This is a genomic window from Gilliamella sp. N-G2 (assembly GCF_002142215.1).
Lineage (GTDB): Bacteria > Pseudomonadota > Gammaproteobacteria > Enterobacterales > Orbaceae > Gilliamella.
The window spans coordinates 1-25,803 of the sequence record NZ_NAST01000007.1; the positions used below are offsets into that span (position 1 = coordinate 1).

The 25,803-nt window shown below is 35.9% G+C and carries 19 protein-coding genes and 1 riboswitch; of the genes, 7 read left to right on the plus strand and 12 right to left on the minus strand.

The window, feature by feature from the left end:
• Positions 1-134: 134 nt before the first annotated feature.
• The 5 genes from fdhE to plsB all read right to left on the minus strand — a co-directional run bounded on the left by fdhE (position 135) and on the right by plsB (position 8,610).
• Positions 135-1,043 (minus strand): formate dehydrogenase accessory protein FdhE, encoded by a 909-nt coding sequence (gene fdhE, locus B6C99_RS04715; protein WP_086358779.1) that lies wholly within the window; start codon positions 1,041-1,043, stop codon positions 135-137.
• An 89-nt stretch (positions 1,044-1,132) separates the two neighbouring features.
• Positions 1,133-1,831 carry a formate dehydrogenase subunit gamma gene (locus tag B6C99_RS04720; RefSeq protein ID WP_065614648.1) on the minus strand — a complete coding sequence of 233 codons (699 nt, stop codon included), beginning with the start codon at positions 1,829-1,831 and terminating at the stop codon, positions 1,133-1,135.
• Positions 1,824-2,798: a formate dehydrogenase subunit beta gene (gene fdxH, locus B6C99_RS04725; protein WP_086358780.1), complete on the minus strand. Its 975-nt coding sequence runs from the start codon at positions 2,796-2,798 to the stop codon at positions 1,824-1,826. Before fdxH ends, B6C99_RS04720 begins: the two co-directional genes overlap by 8 nt.
• A gap of 15 nt (positions 2,799-2,813) precedes the next feature.
• The gene (gene fdnG, locus B6C99_RS04730; protein ID WP_086358781.1) at positions 2,814-5,882 is read right to left on the minus strand and encodes a formate dehydrogenase-N subunit alpha; all 3,069 of its coding nucleotides are present in this window, start codon (positions 5,880-5,882) and stop codon (positions 2,814-2,816) included.
• A 292-nt stretch (positions 5,883-6,174) separates the two neighbouring features.
• Positions 6,175-8,610 (minus strand): glycerol-3-phosphate 1-O-acyltransferase PlsB, encoded by a 2,436-nt coding sequence (gene plsB, locus B6C99_RS04735; RefSeq protein ID WP_216819379.1) that lies wholly within the window; start codon positions 8,608-8,610, stop codon positions 6,175-6,177.
• A 440-nt stretch (positions 8,611-9,050) separates the two neighbouring features.
• Here plsB and B6C99_RS04740 point away from each other — a divergent pair, with 440 nt between their 5' ends.
• On the plus strand, positions 9,051-10,394 hold the full coding sequence (locus B6C99_RS04740; protein ID WP_086358783.1) for a Na+/H+ antiporter family protein: 1,344 nt from the start codon (positions 9,051-9,053) through the stop codon (positions 10,392-10,394).
• A 31-nt stretch (positions 10,395-10,425) separates the two neighbouring features.
• Positions 10,426-11,715 carry a 16S rRNA (cytosine(967)-C(5))-methyltransferase RsmB gene (rsmB, locus tag B6C99_RS04745; RefSeq protein WP_086358784.1) on the plus strand — a complete coding sequence of 430 codons (1,290 nt, stop codon included), beginning with the start codon at positions 10,426-10,428 and terminating at the stop codon, positions 11,713-11,715.
• 56 nt (positions 11,716-11,771) lie between these two features.
• Here the strand turns inward: rsmB and B6C99_RS04750 are convergent, their stop codons facing one another.
• Complete coding sequence (locus tag B6C99_RS04750; protein ID WP_086358785.1) at positions 11,772-12,311, minus strand: NAD(P)H-dependent oxidoreductase; 540 nt, start codon at positions 12,309-12,311, stop codon at positions 11,772-11,774.
• A 111-nt stretch (positions 12,312-12,422) separates the two neighbouring features.
• Between B6C99_RS04750 and B6C99_RS04755 the strand changes: the two genes are divergently transcribed.
• The 3 genes from B6C99_RS04755 (at position 12,423) to radA (ending at position 15,324) form a co-directional block, all read left to right on the plus strand.
• Positions 12,423-12,764 carry a helix-turn-helix domain-containing protein gene (locus B6C99_RS04755; protein WP_086358786.1) on the plus strand — a complete coding sequence of 114 codons (342 nt, stop codon included), beginning with the start codon at positions 12,423-12,425 and terminating at the stop codon, positions 12,762-12,764.
• Positions 12,765-12,963: 199 nt separating this feature from the next.
• Positions 12,964-13,938, plus strand: coding sequence for a phosphoserine phosphatase (gene serB / locus B6C99_RS04760; RefSeq protein WP_086358787.1), 975 nt, complete (start codon positions 12,964-12,966; stop codon positions 13,936-13,938).
• A 9-nt stretch (positions 13,939-13,947) separates the two neighbouring features.
• A complete protein-coding gene (gene radA, locus B6C99_RS04765; RefSeq protein ID WP_086358788.1) occupies positions 13,948-15,324 on the plus strand; it encodes a DNA repair protein RadA in 1,377 nt (458 codons plus the stop codon).
• 94 nt (positions 15,325-15,418) lie between these two features.
• Here the strand turns inward: radA and ppnN are convergent, their stop codons facing one another.
• Positions 15,419-16,795 (minus strand): nucleotide 5'-monophosphate nucleosidase PpnN, encoded by a 1,377-nt coding sequence (gene ppnN / locus B6C99_RS04770; RefSeq protein ID WP_065614640.1) that lies wholly within the window; start codon positions 16,793-16,795, stop codon positions 15,419-15,421.
• 407 nt (positions 16,796-17,202) lie between these two features.
• Positions 17,203-17,326: riboswitch (molybdenum cofactor riboswitch) on the plus strand.
• Between ppnN and moaA the strand changes: the two genes are divergently transcribed.
• Positions 17,324-18,298, plus strand: a complete 975-nt coding sequence (moaA, locus tag B6C99_RS04775) for a GTP 3',8-cyclase MoaA (protein WP_086358789.1) — start codon at positions 17,324-17,326, stop codon at positions 18,296-18,298. Its footprint overlaps the riboswitch before it by 3 nt.
• Here the strand turns inward: moaA and gluQRS are convergent.
• The 5 genes from gluQRS to syd form a co-directional block, all read right to left on the minus strand.
• The gene (gene gluQRS, locus B6C99_RS04780) at positions 18,278-19,168 is read right to left on the minus strand and encodes a tRNA glutamyl-Q(34) synthetase GluQRS (RefSeq protein ID WP_086358790.1); all 891 of its coding nucleotides are present in this window, start codon (positions 19,166-19,168) and stop codon (positions 18,278-18,280) included. The two genes, moaA and gluQRS, sit on opposite strands and share 21 nt — an antisense overlap.
• A 35-nt stretch (positions 19,169-19,203) precedes the next feature.
• Positions 19,204-19,659 (minus strand): RNA polymerase-binding protein DksA, encoded by a 456-nt coding sequence (dksA, locus tag B6C99_RS04785; protein ID WP_034883770.1) that lies wholly within the window; start codon positions 19,657-19,659, stop codon positions 19,204-19,206.
• A gap of 135 nt (positions 19,660-19,794) precedes the next feature.
• Complete coding sequence (gene folK, locus B6C99_RS04790) at positions 19,795-20,280, minus strand: 2-amino-4-hydroxy-6-hydroxymethyldihydropteridine diphosphokinase (protein WP_086358791.1); 486 nt, start codon at positions 20,278-20,280, stop codon at positions 19,795-19,797.
• A 249-nt stretch (positions 20,281-20,529) separates the two neighbouring features.
• A complete protein-coding gene (locus B6C99_RS04795) occupies positions 20,530-21,705 on the minus strand; it encodes an amino acid aminotransferase (protein WP_086358792.1) in 1,176 nt (391 codons plus the stop codon).
• 129 nt (positions 21,706-21,834) lie between these two features.
• Entirely contained in the window at positions 21,835-22,368 is a 534-nt protein-coding gene (syd, locus tag B6C99_RS04800) for a SecY-interacting protein (protein ID WP_086358793.1), read from the minus strand.
• 746 nt (positions 22,369-23,114) lie between these two features.
• Here syd and rne point away from each other — a divergent pair.
• The gene (gene rne / locus B6C99_RS04805) at positions 23,115-25,769 is read left to right on the plus strand and encodes a ribonuclease E (protein ID WP_086358794.1); all 2,655 of its coding nucleotides are present in this window, start codon (positions 23,115-23,117) and stop codon (positions 25,767-25,769) included.
• Positions 25,770-25,803: the final 34 nt, after the last annotated feature.

Sequence of the window (25,803 nt, forward strand, 5' to 3'; positions counted from 1 at the left end):
ATAAATAACGTTTCATTATCAAGAACTCATAAACTAGTACAGTGATATTATTCTAGTCTTAATAATTTAAAATGTTAAGTAATATTTTTATAATTAATTATTATAAAAAGATAAAATGTTCCTGATTGAAAATTTTATTTTTGTGCAAAAACAAATGGGTTTATCCCACTTTTTGCGAATCCTTCTTCTTCTGTTTTTATATCTAAGATTAATGATGCTACATCATCGGCAATAACTTCTATGTGAGGATCTTTATCTTGGTCTAAAATTTTCAAATAGCTATGACAGGCATCACAACATTCAGTTTTTATTGCTGCCATTTCGTTATCTAATGAGAAATATTGGATATTTTGCATATTATCGCAACAAGTACATTTTACCCGTGGTACATACCATTCGCTTTCACACAAACTACAATGAAGGTATCTTAAACCATTATTACCGCCAAGTTGAATCACACTAGCAACCGGTAGGCTATTACAAACAGGGCATAGCCAACTTTGATCAGTATTTTTAGCGACTGCTTTTCCTTTAATTTGATTAGCCAGTTGACTATAATAAACCGATAATGCAGACCAAATAAATATAGATTCGTTGCCTTCGACCAGATCAAATTTACCTTGTAGTAAACTAATCGCTTTTTCTTGAAGTTGTTCAGGATTATTTTGTTTTAATCGTTGAATTACGGCTTCAATTTGTTCACTGATATCGGAAAAAGAATTTAATAGTTCAGATAAATAATCTTGCCAAATATCATTTAATGGTAAATTCTCTAAACTTAATGGCGCTAAGCCATTATTGAGTAAATTTGGTGCTTCAATAGCGTTTTGTTGGTTAATTAATTTGGCTTGTTGCTCTGCTATTTTTGTACAAAATAGTAAATAATCGCTTAATGGGTTATTTTCGGCTAAAGTTTTTAATCGTGCCGCGCGGTGAATATAAAGTGTTTTCGTTGATGGATAAAATAGCAATGGGATTTGCCTAATTACTGAGCTTGTATTTTGTTGTTCGAGTTGTTCTTGAGAAATGATTTTTATACTCATTATTGATTACCACTTTGAGGTTTTATCCAGAATTGATTTAGTCATTTAGCTAATCTGCTGATTAATATCAGCAGATCTACTATTAGACTTTATAAAGCAGGTTTTTGCTCAGTTTGCGGTGATTGCTCAACCTTGGTTTCACTCTCGGCATTAAGTTCTTGCTGATAAACTTTTTTCATTTCTTCTTCGTACCAGGATGAATGATTTTTAAACGCCCAAGCTCGAGAAACATAGCCAGTTATCATACCTTTTATGGAACCTTTTACCCAAAGTGCCATATAAGCATGGCCAATGGCTAATAAAATAAGACATATAGCTGCAAAAGAATGTAAAAATATGGCAATACGAACTATTTGAATTGGGAAGTAATCGGAAACATAGCGACGCCACATAATTAAACCTGTAACAAATAATACAAAGATCAGACTCATAATGCACCAGAATAGAAATTTCTGACCAACATTATACTTACCGATCGGAATACCTTCTTCTTTACCCATAATGACGTGTTTAAAGTTTTTAATCCATAACAGGTCATTTTTATTTGGAATATTATGATGTGCTAGTTTTATAAACATAAACATTAATAAAACGAATACTACACAACCAATTATTGGATGTAACGCTCTAACTAGTTGTGGTGTACCAAGAAATAATCCAAATAGCTTAATGGATGGAAAAAACAGGGACAAACCAGATAGTGCCGTTAGAATAAACAAACAGACCATACACCAATGACAGAAACGTACAATAAGTGGTGTTCTTAATATCATTCCTTTTTTATTCATGATGAGCCTCCGTTTGCGACGAATTTGGCGTATTTTTTCGGCCAAAAATAGGCAATCCTAAACGTTTCCTTGCTTGTTTATCTGCTTCTTTTTCATGTTCTATATCTTCTTCATCGACTTCAATCGCACCGACACCCATATAATGGAACAGCAATCCACCAAAAGTAGCGACAAAAGCCGCTGCTGATAGTGGCTTCCAAGCACCTTTCCAGAATTTAACAATTTCACTAATTTGTGGGTCTTTTGGTAAGCCATGATAAAGTTCAGGTTGATCGGCATGATGTAAAACATACATAACATGTGTGCCACCCACACCTTCTGGATTATAGAGACCAGCGTGTTCAAATCCACGTTTTTTTAAATCAGTAATTCGATGCTCGGCATGACGAATCATATCTTGTTTGGTGCCAAAATGAATCGCTCCCGTTGGGCAAGTTTTTACACAGGCTGGCTCTTGGCCAACTGCGACGCGATCAACACATAAGGTACATTTATAAGAGTGATTATCTTCTTTACTGATTCTAGGAATATTAAATGGACAGCCGGCCACACAATATCCACATCCAATACAGTGTTCCGATTGAAAATCAACAATACCATTAGCATATTGAATAATCGCCCCTTCTGACGGACACGCTTTTAGACAGCCAGGATCAGAACAGTGCATACAACCATCTTTACGAATAAGCCATTCAAATTTGCCATTAATTTCAACTTCTGAATAGCGCATAACGGTCCATGCTTTAGGTTCTAAGTCCGCAGGGTTGTCATAAACACCGACGCTATTACCTATTTCGGCACGCAAATCATTCCATTCGCTACAAGCGACTTGGCAAGCTTTACAGCCGATACAGGTAGTTACATCAATTAACTTGGCAACTTCCTGCTGATAATCTCGTACACGAGGTGCAGGGGTTAAAGCGTTAGTTGCTGAGCGGCGAATAATATCTTGAGTTTGTAATGACATAATTTATCTCCCTCCTTATGCCGCTGTGGTAACTTTTTCGATGTTAACTAAAAACGACTTATATTCTGGTGTTTGTGAATTAGCATCACCTAAATGTGGTGTTAATTCATTAACCAAAAAGCCTTTTTTAGTTTGCCCCGTGAATCCCCAAACAATTGGAATTCCGATGGTTTCGATCTCTTTACCATCAACTGTCAAAGTTGGTAAACGTTTTGTCACAACTGCTTTGGCTTTGATGTAACCTCGATATGAGGTAACTTTAACCGTATCGCCTAGTTTTATGCCTTTTTTATTAGCAAGATTTTCACTCAGTTCAATAAATTGTTCCGGTTGTGTGATGGATGCTAATCTCGCATGTTGCGTCCAGAAGTGGAAGTGTTCAGTAATACTGTATGTGGTGCCAACATACGGAAACTCATCTGCTTTACCTAAGCGAGCTAAATCCTCTTTAAATGCTCGCGCAACTGGGCTATTAACTTGTTTAGGATGCATAGGATTATTGGAAATTGGTGTTTCAAATGGCTCATAATGTTCTGGGAATGGACCATCAACCAAACGATTTAGGCAGAATAATCCACCTAAACCGTCATTATTCATGATAAATGCACCGGCACCAGAGCTTGGTGATAATGTACCGGTAAAGTCAGCGACATCATTACCATCCCAATTTGTACCATTCCATTTGATTAACACTCGATTTGGATCCCATGGTTTACCATTTTCGTCGGCCGAGGCTCGGTTATACAACACTCGTCGATTCATTGGCCATGCCCATGCCCAACCAGCATGGATACCTTTACCAGATGGATCACTAGGGTCGCGGCGAGCCATTAGATTACCTTGCTCAGTCCAAGAGCCACAGAATATCCAGATTCCTGATGAGGTAGATCCGTCAGCTTTTAATTGTGAAAAACCGCTTAATAGTTGCCCTTTTTTCAGGATGACATTGCCACTGTTATCCGTTAAGTCAGCTAATGCTCGACCATTACACTCTTTAGCGAGTTCTTCAGCCGATGGACCTTCTGGATCTAGATAATCCCAGCTTAAATTGTTAATTGGTTCGTGATAAGCACCACCTTCTTCTTCATAAAGCTCTTTAATTCTTAGATAAATTCGGGCAATAATCTCTGGATCATAAAGTGATTCGTAAGGAGGTCTTGCTGCTGCCCAGTGCCATTGTAATAAACGTGATGAGTTAACAATTGTGCCGTTTTCTTCAGCAAAGCAGTTAGCAGGAAGTCTAAATACCTCGGTTTGAATTTTGCTTGGATCAACATCGTTGGATTCGCCATGATTTTTCCAAAACTCAGCTGTTTCAGTTGGCATTGGATCAATGCTAACTAAAAATTTAAGCTTAGATAATCCATCACGAATACTATTTTTATCAGGCAGTGCTGCTAATGGGTTGAAACCTTGGCAAATAAAACCATTAGCTTGACCATCACGCATCATTTTGCTGAATCTTAAAACATCATAGGTTTTATCCCATTTTGGTAACCAATCAAATCCCCAATTGTTATCTTGAGTGGCATTCTCACCGTACATTGCTTTCATAAAGCTAACAAAGAATTTCGGGTAATTTCCCCAAAAATTGACCTCATTTGGACCGAGTGGTTTTGGCGTTTTTTCGGACAAATATTGTTCGAGCGAGGTTTGAGAATCTTTTGGTAGATCGAGATAAGCGGGTAATCGATTAGAGAGTAAACCAACATCGGTTAAACCTTGAATATTGGAGTGACCACGCAGCGCATTTATACCGCCACCCATGACACCAATATTACCAAGAATCAATTGAATCATTGCCGCGGTACGAATAATTTGCGAACCATAAGTATGTTGAGTCCAACCTAAGGCATATAAGAAAGTAGCTGCACGATCGTTGGTTTTGGTACTAGCGAGTGAACGGCAAACATGTAAAAAACCTTCTATTGGACTACCGGTAACTTTATTTACCATTTCTGGCGTATAGCGACTCACATGTTGTTTTAATAAATTCCATACACAACGTGGATGACTTAGGGTTTTATCTCTTAATGCATAACCATTTTCATCTTTTTGATATGCCCAGCTGGTTTGATCGTATTGACGGTTAGCAGCATCATAACCACTAAATAAACCACTATTTGTATCAAAGTTAAAATCATCACGGACAATTAAACTGGCATTAGAGTGGGTAACCAGATATTCAAAGTTTACTTCGTTATGTGAGATAAGGTAGTTAATAATACCAAGTAAAAAAGCAATGTCAGAACCAGCACGAATTGGTACATAATGATCGGCGACAGAGGCAGTTCGATGAAAACGTGGATCAATCGCAATCAGTTCCGCGCCGTTAGTAATTTTAGCTTCAATAGCCCATTTAAATCCAACAGGGTGGGCTTCCGCTGCATTACCCCCCATAACGATAACCACATTAGCATTTTTGATATCATTCCAATTATTGGTCATCGCGCCTCGACCGAATGTCGCAGCTAAGCTAGAAACAGAAGGACCATGACAAACCCTAGCTTGGGTTTCGAGGCTTAACATTCCTAATGAACGAGCAACTTTAAACGCTAACCATCCCGTTTCATTACTCGCAGCTGAGGTAACCAACCAGCCGGTTGTTGTCCAGCGATTAACTGTTGTACCTTGTGCATTTTTTTCTTGAAAGTTTTTATCTCGGTCCGCTTTCATTAGCCGTGCAATACGATCAATTGCTTCATCCCAACTAATCCGTTGCCATTTATCAGAACCAGGGGCACGATATTCAGGATATTTAACCCGTTGTTCGCTTTTTATATAATCAAGTACTCCAGCACCTTTTGGACAAAGAGAGCCACGGCTAACTGGATGGTCAGGGTCACCTTCGATATGAAAAATAGATGATTCGGCATTTTTTGCTCCATCTCCTCGGCTATAGAGGAGCATTCCACATCCAACGGAGCAGTAAGTACAATTGTTTCGCGTCTCTTTTGATTTTAATAATTTATATTGGCGAGTTTGTGCAAGAGCTATGCTCGGGGCAAGACCCAGCGTAGCTACTGTGGTTCCAGCCATGCCACCAGCACAGATCTTAAAGAACTGTCTACGGTTAAATAGCATATGAACTCCTTAAAAAGCTGACATTACATTATTTAGATTGTTATGTTGGAATGGGTAAACATCCTTATTAATCGTAATGATAATATTTAATTGAATGGAAATAAAGGGATAAATATTAAGAAGTTTGACATATGTCAAAAATATCGTTTGCTATTTAATTGTTTTAGGGTTTTATTGCGATTAAATATATTGTTATTAAAATTAATTAAGTTAAAAAAATGTTCAAATTAATGGTTATAAATCCAGTATATTTGGCTTACTGATAATAATCAAGTAAGCCTTAACCAATTTATTATTTTGGATTAATTTCGTCGATGGTTTGCATTACACGAGTGGTAATAAGAGGTTTAAGAATTTTATTCATGATTTCGATTTTCGCTAAATTAGCATCACCTTTATCATCTAAATAACCTTGTTCTCTTAGTGAAGAAACCAATGTTGAAAAGACTCCTTTATCGAAAAATTCTGGTGCATTAATACCATGAAGTATCGATAAACGTTCTGCTATTAATCGGCCTTCTTTTTCTAAACTTGCTCGACTGATGGTTGGATCTTTTTGCAATAATGAAAATGCAATTACATAGCGTTGTAATGTATCTTTTGAGGATGATGCCAATAGCTGTAAACCTGACATTTTTAAGTAGTTCAAGGTTAATTTGTCTGGCGTGTAACTGATTAGATTCAATTCGGCATAAGTTGCAATAATTTTATTAACATACTCTGTAAGTTGTTCATCATTGTGATATAAAAATAGTTCTGATTTTATTAATGGGAACAGCAATTTGACTTGCATAAGTACTTCATCAAGCGAAATACGGTTATTTTTAAGCAAAATTCTCGCGACAATAGCTGGAATGATCAGTAAATGCTGAATGTTATTACGATAATAGGTCATCAATACTGCTTGGTCCGCTGTTAGACCTACCATTTCACCAACTTCATCAGTGGCAATGACAAATTTGCCCATTTCTTTAGCATGTGCAAACATCTGTTCAGCAGATTGATCAGGAATAGTAATTAAATCGGAATAAGGAATATTTTTTAATAATTTTAGAAGATAATCAATATTTTCCAATAATTTTACTTTAGTTAATGTACATTGGTCAGCAGCTAACAATATTGAACAACATAAATTCATTGCATTGATTGCTGCAGATGAATTAATGTGTTCCATTATTTGTTTAGCCAGCAGGTTAGTTGTAGGCGTTAACCAGCTAGGACGCTGTGTTCCTGTTGGATCAATCGCATCTCGCCAATCAGGAATTTGTTGATTTAAAAATTGGTTTAGAGGGATAGGATCACCAAAGTTAACATAACCAAATCCTAATTTTTTCAATTTTAAAAATGCTTTAATTGTACGCCACAAGCTCTCTTTTTCTTTTTTTGCTCCACGAAGTTCATTGGCATAAGTGGCAACTTCTAAAACATGTTCATAACCAATATAAACAGGAACTATTGTGATTGGCCGAGGATCACCACGCAATAAAGTCTGGACTGTCATCATTAACATTCCTGTTTTAGGATCAAGTAACCTACCTGTGCGTGATCGACCGCCCTCGATGAAATACTCGACCGCATAACCTCGGATAAATAACTCAGCTAAATACTCCCGAAATACAGCGGTATAAAGTTTATTACCTTTAAATGAACGGCGAATAAAAAATGCCCCTAAGCGTCTAAAAATAGGTCCTGCTGGCCAAAAGTTTAAATTAATACCTGCGGCAATATGTGGTGGCACCAGTCCTTGTCGATAAAGTACATAGGATAGTAATAAGTAATCCATATGACTACGATGACATGGCGCATAGACAATTTCATGGCCATTTTCAGCTAATTCTCGAACTGGGTCTGCATTGGTGACTTTCAAACCTTGATAAAGTCTATTCCATGCCCAAGTCAGAACAAAATCGGTCATTCTAAGCATGCGGTAAGAAAAATTAGCTGCAATTTCGTTTAATAATGATAAGGCATTCTTTTTGGCTTTATCCTGATCTATTTTTTTGCTTTTCGCTTCTTCTCGTATAGCTTCGGCAAGGGCAGGATTAGTTAGTAATTTGTTAAGCATCTCCTGACGAACAGGTAACTTCGGACCAACAGAGGCAGCCCTTTGTTTGGCAAAGTGTATGCGTGCGACACGAGCAAGTTTGTGGGCTAAAACAGAGATATCTTGATTATTATCAACCTTAATGTTTTTAAATGATACCGTTCGAGAGAATCGAGTGTAACAGTCACGGCCAGAAATTAAGATTTTATAAAGTTTATACGTTGCGCCTAAAACTTGTAGTGAAGGCATTTTTTTACCTTCTTTATCTGGTTTTCGCCCAAACATAACGGAAACCGGCAACATTTGCACATCTAGTTCATCATTTTGTTGATGTGCTGAAATGTATTCTCTTAGAATTTCAATAGACTTACTTTTTTGTTTATTCGAAGCAAAAATTCCTGGCCCTTTATCAATATAAACATAAGTAGGTACAGTTTTGCCATTGATATCAATGCCTACTAAGGGATCCGGTAAATTATATTTAAGGCAAAGTGATCTCACTACCATTAAGTCAATTTGTGAATTATAAGGTAACACATACAAAATTGGCCTATGGATATCGAGATCCAATTCAGTAATGGGATCGGTAGGGATAGGTTTACTTTTAACAAAAAGCTTAACTGGGATCTGAATTAGTGAAAAACAAACTTTTGTCCACCAAGAAAACATAAAAATAAACCTCATATTTTGTTGCTAATTATCTACTTAAATCATTTTAAGTTATTCATTTACCAACTTAATAATGAATGTTTAAGTTGTAAATTGATGTCTTATATAAGAATAAGGAACTCATATCCAAGTATATATGTGTCATTGTATGACCGTTAGCAAATTTGCATAATCTTGTAGTTATTGCAACAATATTATGATAATGAAAGCGTATTATAAAGGTTTATTTATATCAACACCACATTGGATATTAATTACATGTTATCGATAATTAAAACAGGCTTTTTGTACAATTTTTATAAAGGCATGAAAATTAGTTGTTTCTAATTAATAGGATTAAAGTAAGTGTTCTTTGGCCTAATGAAAATAATTTACGATAGTAAGTGTATACTAACAATTGCACTTTAAATAGCTATCACCTAGAATAACTATTTTACAATCACGAAAATCTATTTATGAATACTATTCTTGAGCTGTATTCCTCTGTAAATGCAGTCGTTGTTGCTGTTATTTTAATGTTAGTGCTTTCGCTTTGCCGAGTTCATGTGGTAATTAGCTTAATTATTGGTGCATTTGCAGGTGGTTTATGCAGCCATCTAACCCTAAAAGAAACCATAGACGCTTTTAATACAGGTATTAGTAACGGGGCTAATATTGCCTTATCTTATGCTATGTTAGGTGCGTTTGCGGTGGCTATTTCTAAATCAGGCTTACCAGAATTATTAGCTGATAAAGCCATTAAACAATTAACTACTAATGATGCGAAAACACGAATTAAATGGTTATTAATTATTATTATCGGGTTAGTTAGTATTTCCTCACAGAATATTATTCCAATTCATATCGCCTTTATTCCGCTATTAATTCCACCACTTTTATATGTGATGTCGAGATTACAACTAGATAGACGAATGATTGCGTGTATTATGACATTTGGTTTGATTACGCCATATATGTTTTTACCTGTTGGATTCGGTAATATCTTTTTAAACCAAATTTTGTTAAAAAATATTATTTCATCGGGGATGGATGTTAGCCATGTTAATGTTATGCATGCTATGGCTATTCCGGCTTTCGGTATGTTTGTTGGTTTACTATGGGCTATTTTTGTCAGTTATCGTAAACCGAGACAGTATGAACTTATCCGTGAAGAGAGTCATGCCGAACAGTTTAGTAATGTAAGTGCTCGTTCACTTATTATCTCATTATTAGCGATTGTTCTTTCTTTCACTGTGCAACTTTGTACTGGATCGATGATATTAGGTGCGTTAATTGGTTTTATTTGCTTTATTGTTTCAGGTTCAATCAAATGGGGCGAAGCAGACGGAATCTTCACCGATGGTATCAAAATGATGGCAATGATTGGTTTTGTGATGATATCTGCGCAAGGGTTTGCCGAAGTATTAAAACAGACGCATGAAATAGAACCTTTAGTCATTAATAGTGCAGCGTTATTTGCTGGTAACAAAGTCGTAGCCTCTTTCATGATGATGTTAGTTGGTTTGGTCATTACGCTGGGAATTGGCTCGTCATTTTCTACTGTTCCAATTATTGCGGCAATTTATGTTCCATTATGTGTTCAATTAGGATTTTCACCAATTGCCACAGTTTGTTTAATTGGTGCATCAGGAGCTATCGGTGATGCAGGTTCACCACCTTCAGATACTATTTTAGCCACATCTGCTGGTTTAAATAGTGATGGACAGCATGACCATATTAGAGACAGTGTTATTCCAACCTTTACCCATTTCAATATTCCGTTATTTATTGCTGGATGGGTTGGATCATTGATTCTTTAAACAATCAAAAGAATTAAGGCTATTATTAGTTATGAATAAAAAGTCATACCAAAATATTCGTGCGCTTTGTGCAAAAGCTATTTTTGCGGTACTTGAAGAAGGACAATCACTTAGTACGGCTTTAGCATCTTTGAATAATCAAGTTGCTGATAAAGACAAAGCACTAGTGCAAGAAATCTGTTTTGGTGTAATGCGAGTGCTACCAGAACTGGATTTCTATATTCATAACTTAATGAGCAAGGTCTTAACTGGGAAAAATAGAATTTTACATTACTTATTGCTAACTGGATTGTACCAAATTCTTTATACCCGAATTCCTGAACATGCCGCTGTAGGCGAAACAGTTGGTGCGGTTAATGATTTAAAAAAACCGCAATTAAAAGGTGTGATTAATGGTGTTTTACGTGAATTTTTACGCCAACAGGCATCATTAAAACAAAAATTTCAGCAAGATAGTAAACAACAAATTAGTCAGACCTTACATCCTGGTTGGTTATTAAATCGTTTAAAATCAGCTTATCCAGAGCAGTGGCAAGCAATTGTTAGTGCGAATAATCAGAAACCACCTATGTGGTTACGAGTTAATCTTAACCATTATTCGGTTAGTGAATACCAACAATTACTTGAAAAAAAACAGATTACTTCCGAGTCTTTTGCTGATATCCCCTGTGCTATTCGTTTAACTACGGCGGTAAATGTGACTAAATTACCGTTTTTTGCTGAAGGAGCAGTAACAGTACAAGATTTATCGGCACAATACGCGGCTTACCTATTAGCACCTAAAAATGGTGAGCAAATTTTAGACATGTGTGCCGCTCCTGGCGGTAAAACCACCCATATCTTAGAACTTGCGCCAACAGCTAATGTATTAGCTGTAGATGTTGATGCCAACCGCGTTAAACGAATTGATGAAAATTTAACACGCCTAAAACAACATGCACAAGTCAAAGTCGGTGACGGTTTAACTCCTGAGAAGTGGTGTGATGGGCGTCAGTTTGATCGCATCTTGCTTGATGCACCTTGTTCGGCTACTGGGGTTATTCGTCGTCATCCTGATATAAAATGGTTACGACGTGATAGCGATATCACTCAACTCACCGAACTACAATATGCTATTTTGACACGTATCTGGCCTTATTTAAAAACAGGTGGCACCTTAGTTTATGCCACTTGCTCCGTATTGCCAGAGGAGAATAAGTTACAAATCGCCCGTTTTTTACAACAAACCCCCAACGCCAAACAGCAGGGAGAACTTAGGCAGTTTTTACCGACTGAATTGGCTGGTGATGGTTTTTTCTATGCTGTATTAAAGAAAGAATAGTTATTAGCAATGATGTTTGATGATTTATTGTGCAAATATAAATCATCACCATTATTCTATTGCTTATATTTTTCTATCATTGCAACTAGTTTTTCACTATGTTGTATTGCTTTGGCCTTTATTTCATTTGGCTCAGCGGTTACTGGTGATACCCCATATAAAACAACTGGTGTTAGGTATTGCATTTGGCTATAAAGTGCGGATAGTTTTACTGGTTGATGTAGATGATCGATTATATTAGGGTCATAATCACTATAATTTTTCTCAACTTGCCCGATAGTTAAACTGGTTAGTAATTTTTTATCTTTTAATTTATCGCCTTTTGAACCATAGGCAAATTGATAAGTAAAAACTTCATCAAACCATAATTTTAGGATTGCAGGCATGTTAAACCAATACATCGGGTATTGTAAAATGATTAGCTCGTGTCTTAGCAATGCGGCTTGTTCTTCTTGCACATTAATTTGATAGTTTGGATAAAGCTGATGAATATTTCGAACTTCAAGATTTTTAAATTTATTTTGTAAAGTTTCAACAATAGTTTTATTGGCTGTTGATTGTTCAATATTAGGATGACCTAAAATAATTAATGGCATAATATTTCCTTTGTTTTTATACTATAAAAAATTGAGTTACTCTATTTAGTTTATTGACAAATATTTTTTAAGCAATATCTATCAAACTTGATAGTATAGTTAGGAATATGTATGCAAAGTGATGAAGAACGGCCGATAAAACGCTATAACAATAAAACTTATTATTGCCCAATGAGTTTAGCAATGGATTTAATCAGTGGAAAATGGAAAAGTATCATCCTTTTCTATTTGCTGTCTGGAGAAAAGCGATTTAGTGAGTTAAAGGTATTGATTCCAGAGGTTACCGATATGACATTAAGCATTCAACTTAAAAAATTGGAACAAGATGGACTTATTACTCGCAGTGTGTATGGTCAAAAACCACCACTTAAAGTGTTATATAAATTAACCTCAATGGGTGAGAAAATTGGTCCTGCCCTTGAACAGCTATGTTTATGGGGTGAAGGTATTTAGTTTTCATTTTTGCCTTTTTAATTGTTAGTTGATTTGCAATGATTAATGATGAATTAAATTTTTCCTCAAAAAATTTTGAGGAAAAGGGTTTTTTAATCCATAAAATTTAATCAATAACATCTTATCATCGTTACTTGGACAATCTTTGGCAGATATGGTAAATTCCGAATCTGTTTTGCACTTTTAAGACTCTCGAAATATGGCTTACACATTAACCTATAGTGATCTCCCCGAAAATATACAATATTGGCAAGGTTTACCTTTATCTTTAAATGGTTGTGAAGTAGTTCCATTAGATTACAATGCCGGAAAAACTGGTTGGATTATTTATGGTAAAAAGTTAAATAAAACCTTGCTGTCAAAATTTCAAAGACAGTTGGCAATGCCGATGGTTGTGGTTTCTTCATGGAAAATTAAAACCTATCAAATTGTACGTATTGCAGGGGTAATGCCGAAAAAAGCCAAATCGATTTCGTTAAGCTTAGGGATTGATGTTGCACCAATCGATAATTTACCAACCTTACATTCTCCTGGCTTATTGGTTATGGATATGGATTCAACAGCTATTGCTATTGAATGTATTGATGAGCTGGCAAAGCTACAAGGTGTTGGTGAACAAGTTGCTGCAGTTACTGAACTTGCTATGCGAGGTGAACTTGATTTTGCCAATAGCTTACGCAAACGCGTGGCGACGTTAACTGGTGCACCACAAGATATTTTAGAGCAAGTAAAAAAAATACTACCGCTAACGCCCGGATTGACTTGTTTAGTTAAAGAGCTACATAAAAAAAATTGGCACGTTGCTATTGTTTCTGGTGGATTTACCTATTTTGCTGACCATTTAAAACAGAAGTTGAAACTGGTTGCTGCTCATGCTAATGAGTTAGAAATTAAAAAAGGCCAGTTAACAGGTAAAGTGATAGGGCAAATTGTTGATGCTAAATATAAAGCTCGAATGTTACAACAATTGGCTGCTTCTTTAGATATTCCGGTCGAACAAACTGTTGCGATTGGTGATGGTGCCAATGATTTAATGATGATTCGAATTGCCGGACTTGGGGTTGCTTATCACGGTAAGCCGAAAGTCGTTGAAAAAGCAAGAATTAGTATCAATTATGCTGATTTAACTGGTTTATGGTGCATTCTATCTACCAGTTTATTAAGTGAAGGTTAGGAGAAAAATTTGGCCAAAACAGTAAAGCGCGCTTATGTATGTAATGATTGTGGCGCCGACTATCCTCGTTGGCAAGGTCAATGTAGTGCTTGCCATGCTTGGAATACTATTACTGAAGTGAGGTTAGCCAGTTCCTCATCACGCAATGATCGATTAACCGGTTATGCTGGTGGAGCAGGGCAAACTAAGATCCAAAAACTATCTGAGATTAGTTTAGAGGCCTTACCTCGATTTTCAACTGGATTTTCTGAATTTGACCGCGTACTTGGCGGTGGCGTTGTACCAGGTAGTGCTATCTTAATTGGTGGTAATCCTGGTGCAGGTAAAAGTACTTTGTTATTGCAAACAATGAGTAAATTGTCTGCACAAATGAATACACTCTATGTTACTGGTGAAGAGTCATTGCAACAAGTGGCAATGCGTGCCTATCGTTTAGGTTTACCTACTGATAATATTAATATGTTGTCTGAAACCAGTATCGAGCAGATTTGTTTACTGGCCGAACAATCTCAACCAAAATTAATGGTTATCGATTCAATTCAAGTGATGCATCTTGCTGATATCCAATCTTCGCCAGGCAGTGTGGCACAAGTTCGAGAAACAGCAGCTTATTTAACTCGTTTTGCGAAAACCAAAGGAATTGCCATTATCATGGTTGGCCATGTGACTAAAGATGGTTCGCTGGCAGGCCCTAAAGTGCTTGAGCACTGTATTGACTGCTCGATTTTACTTGATGGTGATGCGGATTCTCGATTCCGTACTTTGCGTAGTCATAAAAATCGCTTCGGAGCGGTAAATGAACTAGGTGTGTTTGCCATGACTGAACAAGGCTTGAAAGAGGTTAGTAATCCATCAGCAATCTTTTTAAGTCGTGGTGAAGAGATGTTATCTGGTAGTTCAGTAATGGTGCTGTGGGAAGGCACTCGGCCATTATTAGTTGAGATCCAAGCTTTAGTGGATCACTCTGTTTATGGTAATCCAAGACGAGTAACTGTCGGCCTTGATCAGAACCGATTGGCACTGTTATTGGCTGTTTTACATCGTCATGGTGGTTTACAAATGGCCGATCAGGATATTTTTGTTAATGTTGTCGGTGGGGTAAAAGTGACTGAAACGAGCGCTGATCTAGCATTAATTGCCGCATTGGTATCTAGTTTCCGTAATCGTCCTTTACCACAAGATGTGGTAATCTTTGGTGAAATAGGATTAGGTGGTGAAATCAGACCGGTACCAAGTGGTCAAGAGCGTATTTCAGAAGCGGCTAAACATGGCTTTAAAAAAGCGATAGTACCTATTGCCAATATGCCGAAAAAGAAACTAGAAAATATGCAGATCTTTGCGGTTAAGAAAGTATCTGAAGCACTAGATATTTTAAGTGATTTGTAGCGTTTTTCTTGCTGAAAATATTCCGCCGATTTAATTCTGCAATTTAGTCTTAGAATTTAACTATCGGCGGAAAAGAAGTTATTTAATTTTAGCGTTAATAACAAATTTCATAACAAGGTTGGTAAGCACTACCTCCAGGTAGCTTCATACGGTCTTGTTTCACATAGCTAAGCAGTAAATTATCTAATTGTTTCATAATTTCTGGATCACCTTGTAATTTATAGCGTCCATGTTCGGCAATTTGCTTCATACCGAATTCTTTTACATTACCGGCTACGATACCTGAGAAAGCTCGACGTAAGTCAGCTGCTAACATTTCAACAGGTTGATTTTTGTGTAGATTAAGTGATGCCATATTTTCATGGGTTGGTTCAAATGGATGCTGTAATGATTCATCGATTTTAAGTAACCAGTTAAATCCATAAGCATCTCCTGTTGCTAAACGTGATGATTTAACCTGTTTGACGCCATGTTTCATGATGCGAGCGACTTGTTCTGGCGAATCAATGATAATTTCATACAGTTTAGTTGCTTCTTCTCCTAAGGTGTTGCGGATAAATTGGTCAATTGCAGCAAAATAATCTTCACATTCTTTGGGACCAGTTAAAATAATTGGTAAAGTTTGATTTTTATTAGCAGGATTGAGCATAATCCCCAGAATATAAAGCAATTCTTCCGCGGTACCAGGGCCTCCAGGAAAGATAACAATACCGTGCGCCATACGCACAAAGGCTTCAAGTCTTTTTTCAATATCCGGCATAATAATAAGTTCATTAACCAGTGCATTTGGTGGCTCTGCGGCAATAATGGATGGCTCGGTCATACCAATAAAGCGACTATCTTTGATCCTTTGTTGAGCGTGACCAACCGCAGCCCCTTTCATTGGTGCTTCCATAATACCCGGTCCACAGCCAGTGCAGATATTGAGTTCGCGTAACCCTAACTGCATACCAACCTGACGAGCATAATAATATTCACTTTCGTTAATGGAATGCCCACCCCAACAGACAATTAAATTAGGTTCTTCACCCACATGTAAGGCATTGGCATTACGTAAAATTGAGAAAACAAGATTGGTGATGTAATAGGAGTGTTCTTTTTCTAGTTTATCATTAGGCACCAAATGTTTAATTGCACTAATTTGGCTATTTAAAAACAGGATATCACGCAACACCGCAAATAGATTGGCTTGAATGGAGCGAATAATTTTTTTGTCGACAAATGCGGTTTCAGGAGCATCAATAAGCTCTAATTTGACCCCTCGTTCTTTGCTGATAACGTTAATTTCGAAAGATTTAAATCTATCCAATAATTCTTGAGTATTATCAGTTTTGCTACCTGCATTTAGTGTGGCTAGTGAACAATTTCTAAATAATTGGTATAGTTCACTATTTGCTGACTTTTTCAGAATATCGACTTCTGCTTGGGCAAGTAAATCCATTGATCCTAATGGACTAATATGGGTAATCATTACAACCTCCATTTGACGGTTTTATCGGCAAAAAATCATTATATATTTAAACAGAATAAAAAATAAGTAAAGCTGATAATAACCTAATTTATCAATTAAATTAATTTAACATGAAAATATGTAACTATTTTTTTAAATTGAATTTTTCAATATTACATTAACCAATGATTTAAATACCATTGTAATAAAAAACTATTGCAATTTTAGTTATTAAATAAGTGTGTCATCAATGAAAACAGATTTTTTTACGGGTAGAGTCAGCTAAACAAGGACATTACCTGATTGGCTTATCATTATCGCTACTGAGTATAGTAATAACCATGTTGAATGTTAGATAAAAATAAATTGTTTTTTATTAGATTGATATTAAATAATTGTTCATAGTCAAAAAATAAACGCTATGCTAGACTAAACCAAACTCTGAAGCTGATTTGCCTAAGTGATAATATTATTCATATGGTAATTTAGCCGCGGTATAGCACAGAAATGGCTATGCTTCCCGATTTGGATAAGGTGTTTATTATATATATGCAATTAGTGGATAATTATCAGCGTCGCTTTCAATATTTGCGTTTATCAATTACTGAACTATGTAACTTTCAATGTCAGTATTGTTTACCTAATGGGTATCGACCTAATAAAGATCATAAATTTTTATCGTTAAATGAAATTGATAATGTCATATCAACATTTACCGAACTTGGTGTGCATAAAATTCGCTTAACTGGTGGTGAACCGACTTTGCGTCGAGATTTTATGGATATTTTGTCAATTATTTCGGCTTATCCAAGTATTAAACAATTGGCAATTACGACCAATGGATCACGATTATTAAAAAATGTCCATTATTGGCAACAAGCTGGACTTAATGCTATTAACATTAGTATTGATAGTTTTTCTCCTTATATTTTTAAACGAATAACTGGCCAAGACAAACTCCAAGAGTTAATGCAAGGAGTTGAAAAATCATTAGATGTTGGTATTGAGAAAGTTAAAATTAATACCGTTTTAATGAAAAATATGAATGATCATCTGAGTGATTATTTAGCTTGGATTAAACACCGGCCAGTAGAATTACGTTTTATTGAACTGATGGAAACAACCGAAAGCCGTCAATTATTTAATCATTATCATTTAGCTGGTGAAGCGGTGGAATCTCAACTTGTTGAACAAGGTTGGCAATTACAAGCAAAAGAGGCATTATCTGGCCCTGCTAAAGTTTATGCTCATAGTGATTATCAGGGGAAAATTGGTCTAATTATGCCTTATTCGCAGGATTTTTGTAAAAGTTGCAACCGATTACGGGTTTCATCGCTTGGTAAATTACATTATTGCCTTTTTGGTGATGCAGCTGTTGATTTACGAGATTTGCTAAACAGTCCAGAACAGAAAGCACAACTTAAAGCACGCGTGTTAGCTTCACTATTAATAAAACCAGAAAAACATTTATTACATGAGCATAATCTAGGCATCACACCTAATTTATCTTATATCGGTGGTTAACACATGGTTTTGTTTCGGTACTTGGTTAATTTTCCAGTGAGTTATTGCCCAATCTAATAACTGTGTTTGTGAGGCATCTTGCCAATTGTCTGGCAATTGTTGACCTAAAAATTGTAATGCTTGTGCGGTTAATAAATTCGCTTTTTTACTATCAATTGGGCTAGCATGATTCTGTTTTGATAGCTTGTTACCATGATTGTCTAAAACCAATGGTAAATGGCAGTAATTGGGAATAGTAAAATTAAATAATCGATAAAGTGAAATTTGTTTAGCCGTAACTGGTAGTAGATCTGCACCTCGAACAATTTCAGTTATTCCTTGATAATTATCATCTAATACTACAACTAAATTATAAGCAAATAGCCCATCTTTGCGATGAATAATAAAATCCTCTAAAGCATTAGCAGAATCAATGGTTTGTTGTCCTAGAATTTTATCATCGAAGCAAAAAACAGGCTGATTTTGCTTTAGTCGGATAGCACATTGTTGTGGGCTATTCGACGCTAAATGTCGCTCACGACAAAAGCCATCATATATCCCATTGCTAAAATTATGGATCCTTTGTCTGGTACAATCACAATAATAAGCTTTTTGTTGAGTAATAAGCGTTTGTAATACGGTGCGATAACGCTCACTACAATTTGATTGATATAAAACTTGGTCGTCCCAATGCAGTTCGAAAGCTTCTAATGTTTTTAATATTAACGATGCGGCGCCTTTGACTTCTCGTGGTGGGTCAATATCTTCAATGCGAACAAGCCATTTACCAAAATTGGCTTTGGCTTGTAGGTAACTACCGAGAGCCGTCACCAACGAACCAAAATGCAATGGTCCAGATGGCGAGGGGGCAAAACGACCAATATATTGCATGGGCGTATTGAATAAAATGACAGTTTATATGGAAACTACATACCCATTTGTTTTTCACGAAGTTCAGCTAATGTTTTGCAATCAATACATAAATCAGCTGTAGGTCTTGCTTCTAAACGACGAATACCAATTTCAACACCACATGATTCACAAAAACCAAAATCATCGGTTTCAATTTTCTTTAATGTCTTTTCAATTTTTTTGATTAATTTACGTTCTCTGTCACGCGCTCTTAATTCTAAGCTAAATTCTTCTTCTTGAGTAGCACGGTCAGCCGGATCTGGGAAATTTGCAGCCTCATCTTGCATGTGAGAAACTGTTTTACCCATTTCACCTTGTAACTGTGACAGCCATGCTTCTAAGATAAGTTTGAAATGTTTTAATTGCTTAGGATTCATATACTCCTCATCTTTTGCCTCTTGATAAGGCTCAAGCCCAGCAATAGCAAGCAGGCTAAGAGAAGATGTGTTTACTTTTTGTTCCTGTTTCACAGCAATCCCCTTAAGTACGGATTATTTTCGAGCGGTAAACTATAGCAATAATTTAGCCGTTGGCAAATTTTTTTTATTATTTTTTTTATCGTTAAACCACAAAAAATTACAACTATATGTTATTAATAAGGTTAATTATTCATGCCATTTTTTCATTCCATTCATCGGGCATTTTGATAATAAATTAAAAAGGTTATCGTTATCAGGTAATATAAGGTCAGGTGAGATATCAAATAAAGGATAAAGCACAAATTCTCGGTTTTTCATATGATAATGAGGAATCGTTAATCTTTCATTATCTATCATTAAATTATCATATAACAAAATATCTAAATCTAATGTTCTTGCCCCCCAGCGATTATCTTTGCGTACTCGACCCTGTGATTTTTCTATCGTTTGCAGCTCATCTAATAACGCTATAGGTGTGAGTGAGGTGGTTAATTTGATCACTGCATTAAGATAATCGTTTTGATCTTGCGGCCCGAGAGGTTTACTACGATAAAACGGTGAAATGTCAGAAATTTCGGTCATAGGTAATTGTTTTAAAGCGGCAATAGCCTGATTAGCTTGCATTAAGGGATCATTAAGATTACTTCCTAAGGCAATATAACAAATGGACATAATTAGATTCAATTGAGGTGATATTAAAACATGGTGATATTTTAACATACAAACAAGTTAGTAACTAATAAAGGAAATAGAATAATGTTTCAATTATATGTTTGAAACAAATTGAGGAACGGTTTTTTTGAGTTTTATAGCTATCTATTTATTATTTTTGATATTATTACTAAAAACTGGATGTGAATTTGGTTCAATTTAACCATAAACACATCCAATTATCAAGAATATACGTTATTTTAGTTTATACTATAAAACTTCGACAATTGATTCACAAAGTCTAGACATATTATCGATAGTCATTCCGGCTACATTGATTCGTCCTGAATTAACAATATAAATACCATAATCATTACGCAATTTAAGTACTTGTTCTTCAGTTAAACCACTAAATGAAAACATACCATTTTGTTTGGCAATAAAACTAAAATCTTGGTTGGCACCTTTATCTTGTAAAGTTTTCACAAATAGTTGGCGCATACGATGAATGCGTTGACGCATGCCCGTTAATTCATCAATCCACTCTTCTTTTAATTCAGCATTGTTTAATATATAAGAGACAATCTTAGCACCATGCGCGGGAGGATTAGAGTAGTTGGCTCTGATAATGGTTTTGACCTGACTAAATGCCCGATCGGCAATTTCGCTATCCGCAGCAATTAAAGTGAATGCACCAACACGCTCATTATATAGACCGAAATTTTTTGAATAAGAGCTAGCAATCAGTAGTTCAGGTTGATTATTAGCAAACAATCTGAGTCCATATACGTCTTCTTCTATACCTTGGCCAAATCCTTGATAAGCGAGATCAAATAGTGGTAACCAACCATTTTTTAAGGCTAACTCTGAAATCGCTTGCCATTGTTCTGGAGTTGGATCGATACCGGTAGGGTTATGGCAGCAACCATGAAATAGCACTGCTTCGCCTGTGACAACTTGATTTAAATCACTCATTAAACCATCAAAATCAAGGCTTCGAGTTTGAGCATCATAATAACGGTATTCTCGAACTTCTAATCCCGCAGTTTGAAATACGCTGCGATGATTAGGCCACGATGGATTGGTTATCCAAACTCGTTTTATTTTCGTACGGCGAGATAAAAAATCAGCCATGATGCGTAAAGCACCTGTTCCACCAGGAGCTTGCGCAGTTCTCGCTCGTTGATTTTCACTACCGAACAATAAGATTTGGGTGGCAATATTAAATGAATTAGCTCCATCAATGGGTAAATAGCTTTTTGTAGTTTCATCATCTAACAATAGATGCTCAGCTTTTTTTACACTTTCTAAAATAGGTGTTTTGGTGGTTTCATCTTTATAAACACCAACACTTAAATTAATTTTGTTGGTGCGTTCATCCTTGTTGTAGAGATCCGCTAAGCCTAAAATAGGATCAGCTGGTGCTGCTAATAAATATTCAAACATAAGTTACCTATTTCTTTTAGTGACACTTATTCCATTATATACACATTGTTTGGCAAGTTACAATTTGTAAACCATAATGCGGTTGAATCTCATTTGTACCATAGCTTAGTGATTATCGAAAGCTAATTATTATGCTATAACGATATGTTTTTCAAGAAATGACGCTAAATCAGATGATAATGTTGTCAATTGCCCAGTTATTAAATCTTCTTTAACAACTTCACCAGTCAAATTATTTAATGCAACGATTTCAGTATCTTCATTGGTTGAGGCAATAAAAATGGTCGGCGTTCGCTTTAATTTTTTTTGTTGCGATAGGTGAGCAATTAAATTTTTTTCTAAATTTGAAAAGTCATCATCATTCCATGCTTGCAATAAAATTAAATTAAGATCAGCGAATTTTGCTGTCAGGTTCCCAGCATATTGTGTGCCGTAAAATGTATGTGCACTTGGGTGGATTCTGATGTTAATAACTTGTTCTGCTATGGTTAAATCTCTTGGTGGATTAAGTAAAAAGGGTAGCCAATAAACGGCAAGATTTTCGGTTTTGATAATGCAAGGCGAGGGTAAACCGTGTAATTCTTCACTTTGTGGCGCATGTTCAAATTGAGCGATCCAACGCTGGGTAAAATCAATCAATGCTACTTTTTCAGGCGATTCCATAACTAAATATTATCTCATAGTTGATTTTATAATCGATAGTTGTCTAATATTATACGGATTAAATTGGCATATACACAATTTTGTTAAAGTTAAGTTTTTAAATTCATGAAATGCGTTATAAATTGATATAAAAAATTTGCCAAAGTTATTCCCAATTAAATGATGAAAAATTAATGGATAACGCCTTTTTTTATTGTGTTTTCAGTTTAATTTTAGGGCAGTACAAAATCAGTATTAAATTGTTTATAAAATAGTCAGTTTAATTTACTTGCTATCCGTTGCTGAAACGTGAATAATAGATACGGATATTTTATCCGTGTAATGCAGCAATGGCGTTAGACATTACAGTTTGTCAAAATAAAATAGCGTAAGTAGAATTATTATAATTAATTAATATGTTTATTTTAAACAATCATATAAAGATTTAGTGGTTTGTTAAATTTTAGAAAAAAATAGAATTTGCAAACTCGTCATTGAAATAATATCAATAATTGTATATTTAGCGGTGTTCAAAAAGTGCATAGGTGTTTTGAATGTAATATTACCTCTAAAAAGTGTATTGATGTTGGATAAGTTATACTGATTTCACATAAAATAATAACAAAAACAACACAAATAAAATAATGAATACGGTATAAAAAATATTTAAGTAAGTACTATTGTTTATCATTGTTAAAAATAAGCGTTTATTGTTAATAATAAAATTCTACCTACAGTTAATTTAGATTAATCAAGAGTGTAGAATAATGAAAAGAATGCTAATCAACGCAACCCAGCAAGAAGAGCTGCGTGTTGCCCTTGTTGATGGCCAACGCTTGTATGATTTAGATATCGAAAGCCTTGGTCACGAACAAAAAAAAGCCAATATTTATAAAGGCAAAATTACTAAAATCAATCCTAGTTTAGAAGCCGCTTTTGTTTCCTATGGTGGAGAGCGAGATGGTTTCCTACCACTAAAAGAGATTGCTGAAAGCTATTTCCCTTCCAATATCTCTGGTCGTCGTAGTATTAAACATTTACAAGAAGGCCAAGAAGTTCTTATTCAAATAGAAAAAGAAATTCGTGGTAAAAAAGGTGCCGCTTTAACGACTTATATTAGTTTAGCTGGTAGCTATTTAGTTTTAATGCCAAATGACCCTAGAGCTGGTGGTGTTTCGCGTCGTATTGAGGGGGAAGAACGCGCTGATCTAAAACGCGTTATCGATGCGTTAGAAAAACCCAAAGGCATGGGCGTTATTGCAAGAACCGCTGGCGTGGGTAAAAGCCAAGAAGAGTTGCAACAGGATTTGAATGCTTTGGTCAACTATTGGACTGCGATTCAAAATGAATCTAAAAATCATCCAGCGCCAAGTCTAATCCATAAAGAAAGCGATATTATTACTCGTGCATTCCGTGATTACCTCCGTGATGATGTTGGTGATATTCTCATTGATAATCCAAAAGTGCTTGAAATTGCTAAAAAGCGATTAGCTGATTTAGGTCGAGTTGAGTATGTTAGTCGCTTAAAACTTTATGAGGGTGATGTACCATTATTTAACCATTTCCAAATCGAAGGGCAGATTGAATCTGCATTCCAACGTGAAGTTCGCTTACCATCTGGTGGCTCTATTGTTATTGATGCGACCGAAGCATTAACTGCTATTGATATCAACTCAGCGAAATCTATCCGTGGTAGCGATATTGAAGAGACGGCATTTAATACTAACCTTGAAGCAGCGGAAGAGATTGCTCGTCAATTACGCTTACGTGATTTAGGTGGTTTAATTGTTATCGATTTTATTGATATGACACCAATTCGTAATCAGCGTGAAGTTGAGAATCGTTTGAAAGAGGCGATGAAAACTGATCGTGCAAGAATTCAAACTACACGTATTTCTCGTTTTGGTCTACTTGAAATGTCTCGTCAACGTTTAAGCCCTTCGTTGCGTGAGGCAACTCACCATATTTGTCCTCGTTGCCAAGGAACAGGTACCGTTCGTGATAATAATTCATTATCACTATCAATTCTTCGTTTAATTCAAGAAGAAGCGATGAAAGATAATACCGTGCAAATTGACGTAATAGTTCCAGTACCAATTGCCAGTTATTTGCTCAACGAAAAACGACGAGCAATTACTAATATTGAAAGAATGCACCCAGATGTGAAAATCGTTATTGCCGGTGATGAAGAGATGGAAACACCTCTTTATAAAGTGATTCGTAAACGCAGTGGTGAAGAGACCGATGTACTAAGTTACAATTTACCTAAACTGATTCGTGAACTAGAAGAAGAGGAAGAAGATCAAGTTGCCGAGTTAGTGGTAGAGCAAGCAGTATTATCGGGCCCTAAAGTCGAAGCGAGCAAAGCATCTAAAGCAGAACCGCAACAAGTTGAAAAATCTAACGGTTTATTAGCTGGTTTATTTAAGAAGATTAAGCAGCTGTTTACTTCTCAACAGGATGAACCGAAGCCAGAAGTTAAACCTCAGTCAAATAAACGACGAGATAACCAACGTACAAATAATCGACGTCAACGTAATAACCGTAATAGTAATAATGGTTCAGTAGCAAATAATGCAGCAACTGAAGAGGTTAAAGAGACCACGCGCCCTAATCGTCGTAGTAAGCAAAATGGTAATACCGCTAATACAGCGAATAATGTTAAAGCCGATAAAGCAGCAAGTGAGGCGGTACAACCAAAACAAAAAGAAGCGAAACCAAGGCGACAACAGCGTACATTAACCAAAAGCGTTCGTGTTAAAAATAATGATGCGCTGGTACAAGATGAAAAAGAGCGTATTGTTATTCCGACATTATTAGTACCAGTTATTGTTCCTGAATCAGGCGATAATAATACAACTGGCGATTCACAACCGAAACGTCAGCGACGAACTTCTCGACATTTGCGTATGAATGCACCTCGGACTAAACGACGAGGCAAAAATGCAGAATTAAAACAGTCTGCAATGCCATTAGAATTTGCTGCTGCGTCATTAGAACTGGCATTAGGTCGTGTAGTGATTGATTATACCCAAGTTAGTCGTGATGAGCCAAGTAATACTGTTACCGTTATACCTTCACTGTTATTACCAATTGTAATCAAAGATGATCTGTCCACAGCTAACACTAAAGAAGTCGTTACTAGTGAATCGCAATCAAATATCACAATATCTTCTACTCAATCTAATGTTGAAAAAAACACTATAAATCAAGAAATTACACAATTTAAAGCTGTTTTTGCTTCAGGTCATTCATCCTCGATAATGACTAAGGCTCCTGCTCCAGATTATGTGCAATCTGATAGTAGAATAAAGACTCGAGAAGAATTGGATTATCACTATAATGGTAAAGGTAACGCTGGTGGATTAAGCGCTCAAGATCACGCTTATGCAGCAGCAAGTAAACCGGTGATACCTGATTAGCCGACAACTAAAACAACGGTGATGGATATCACCG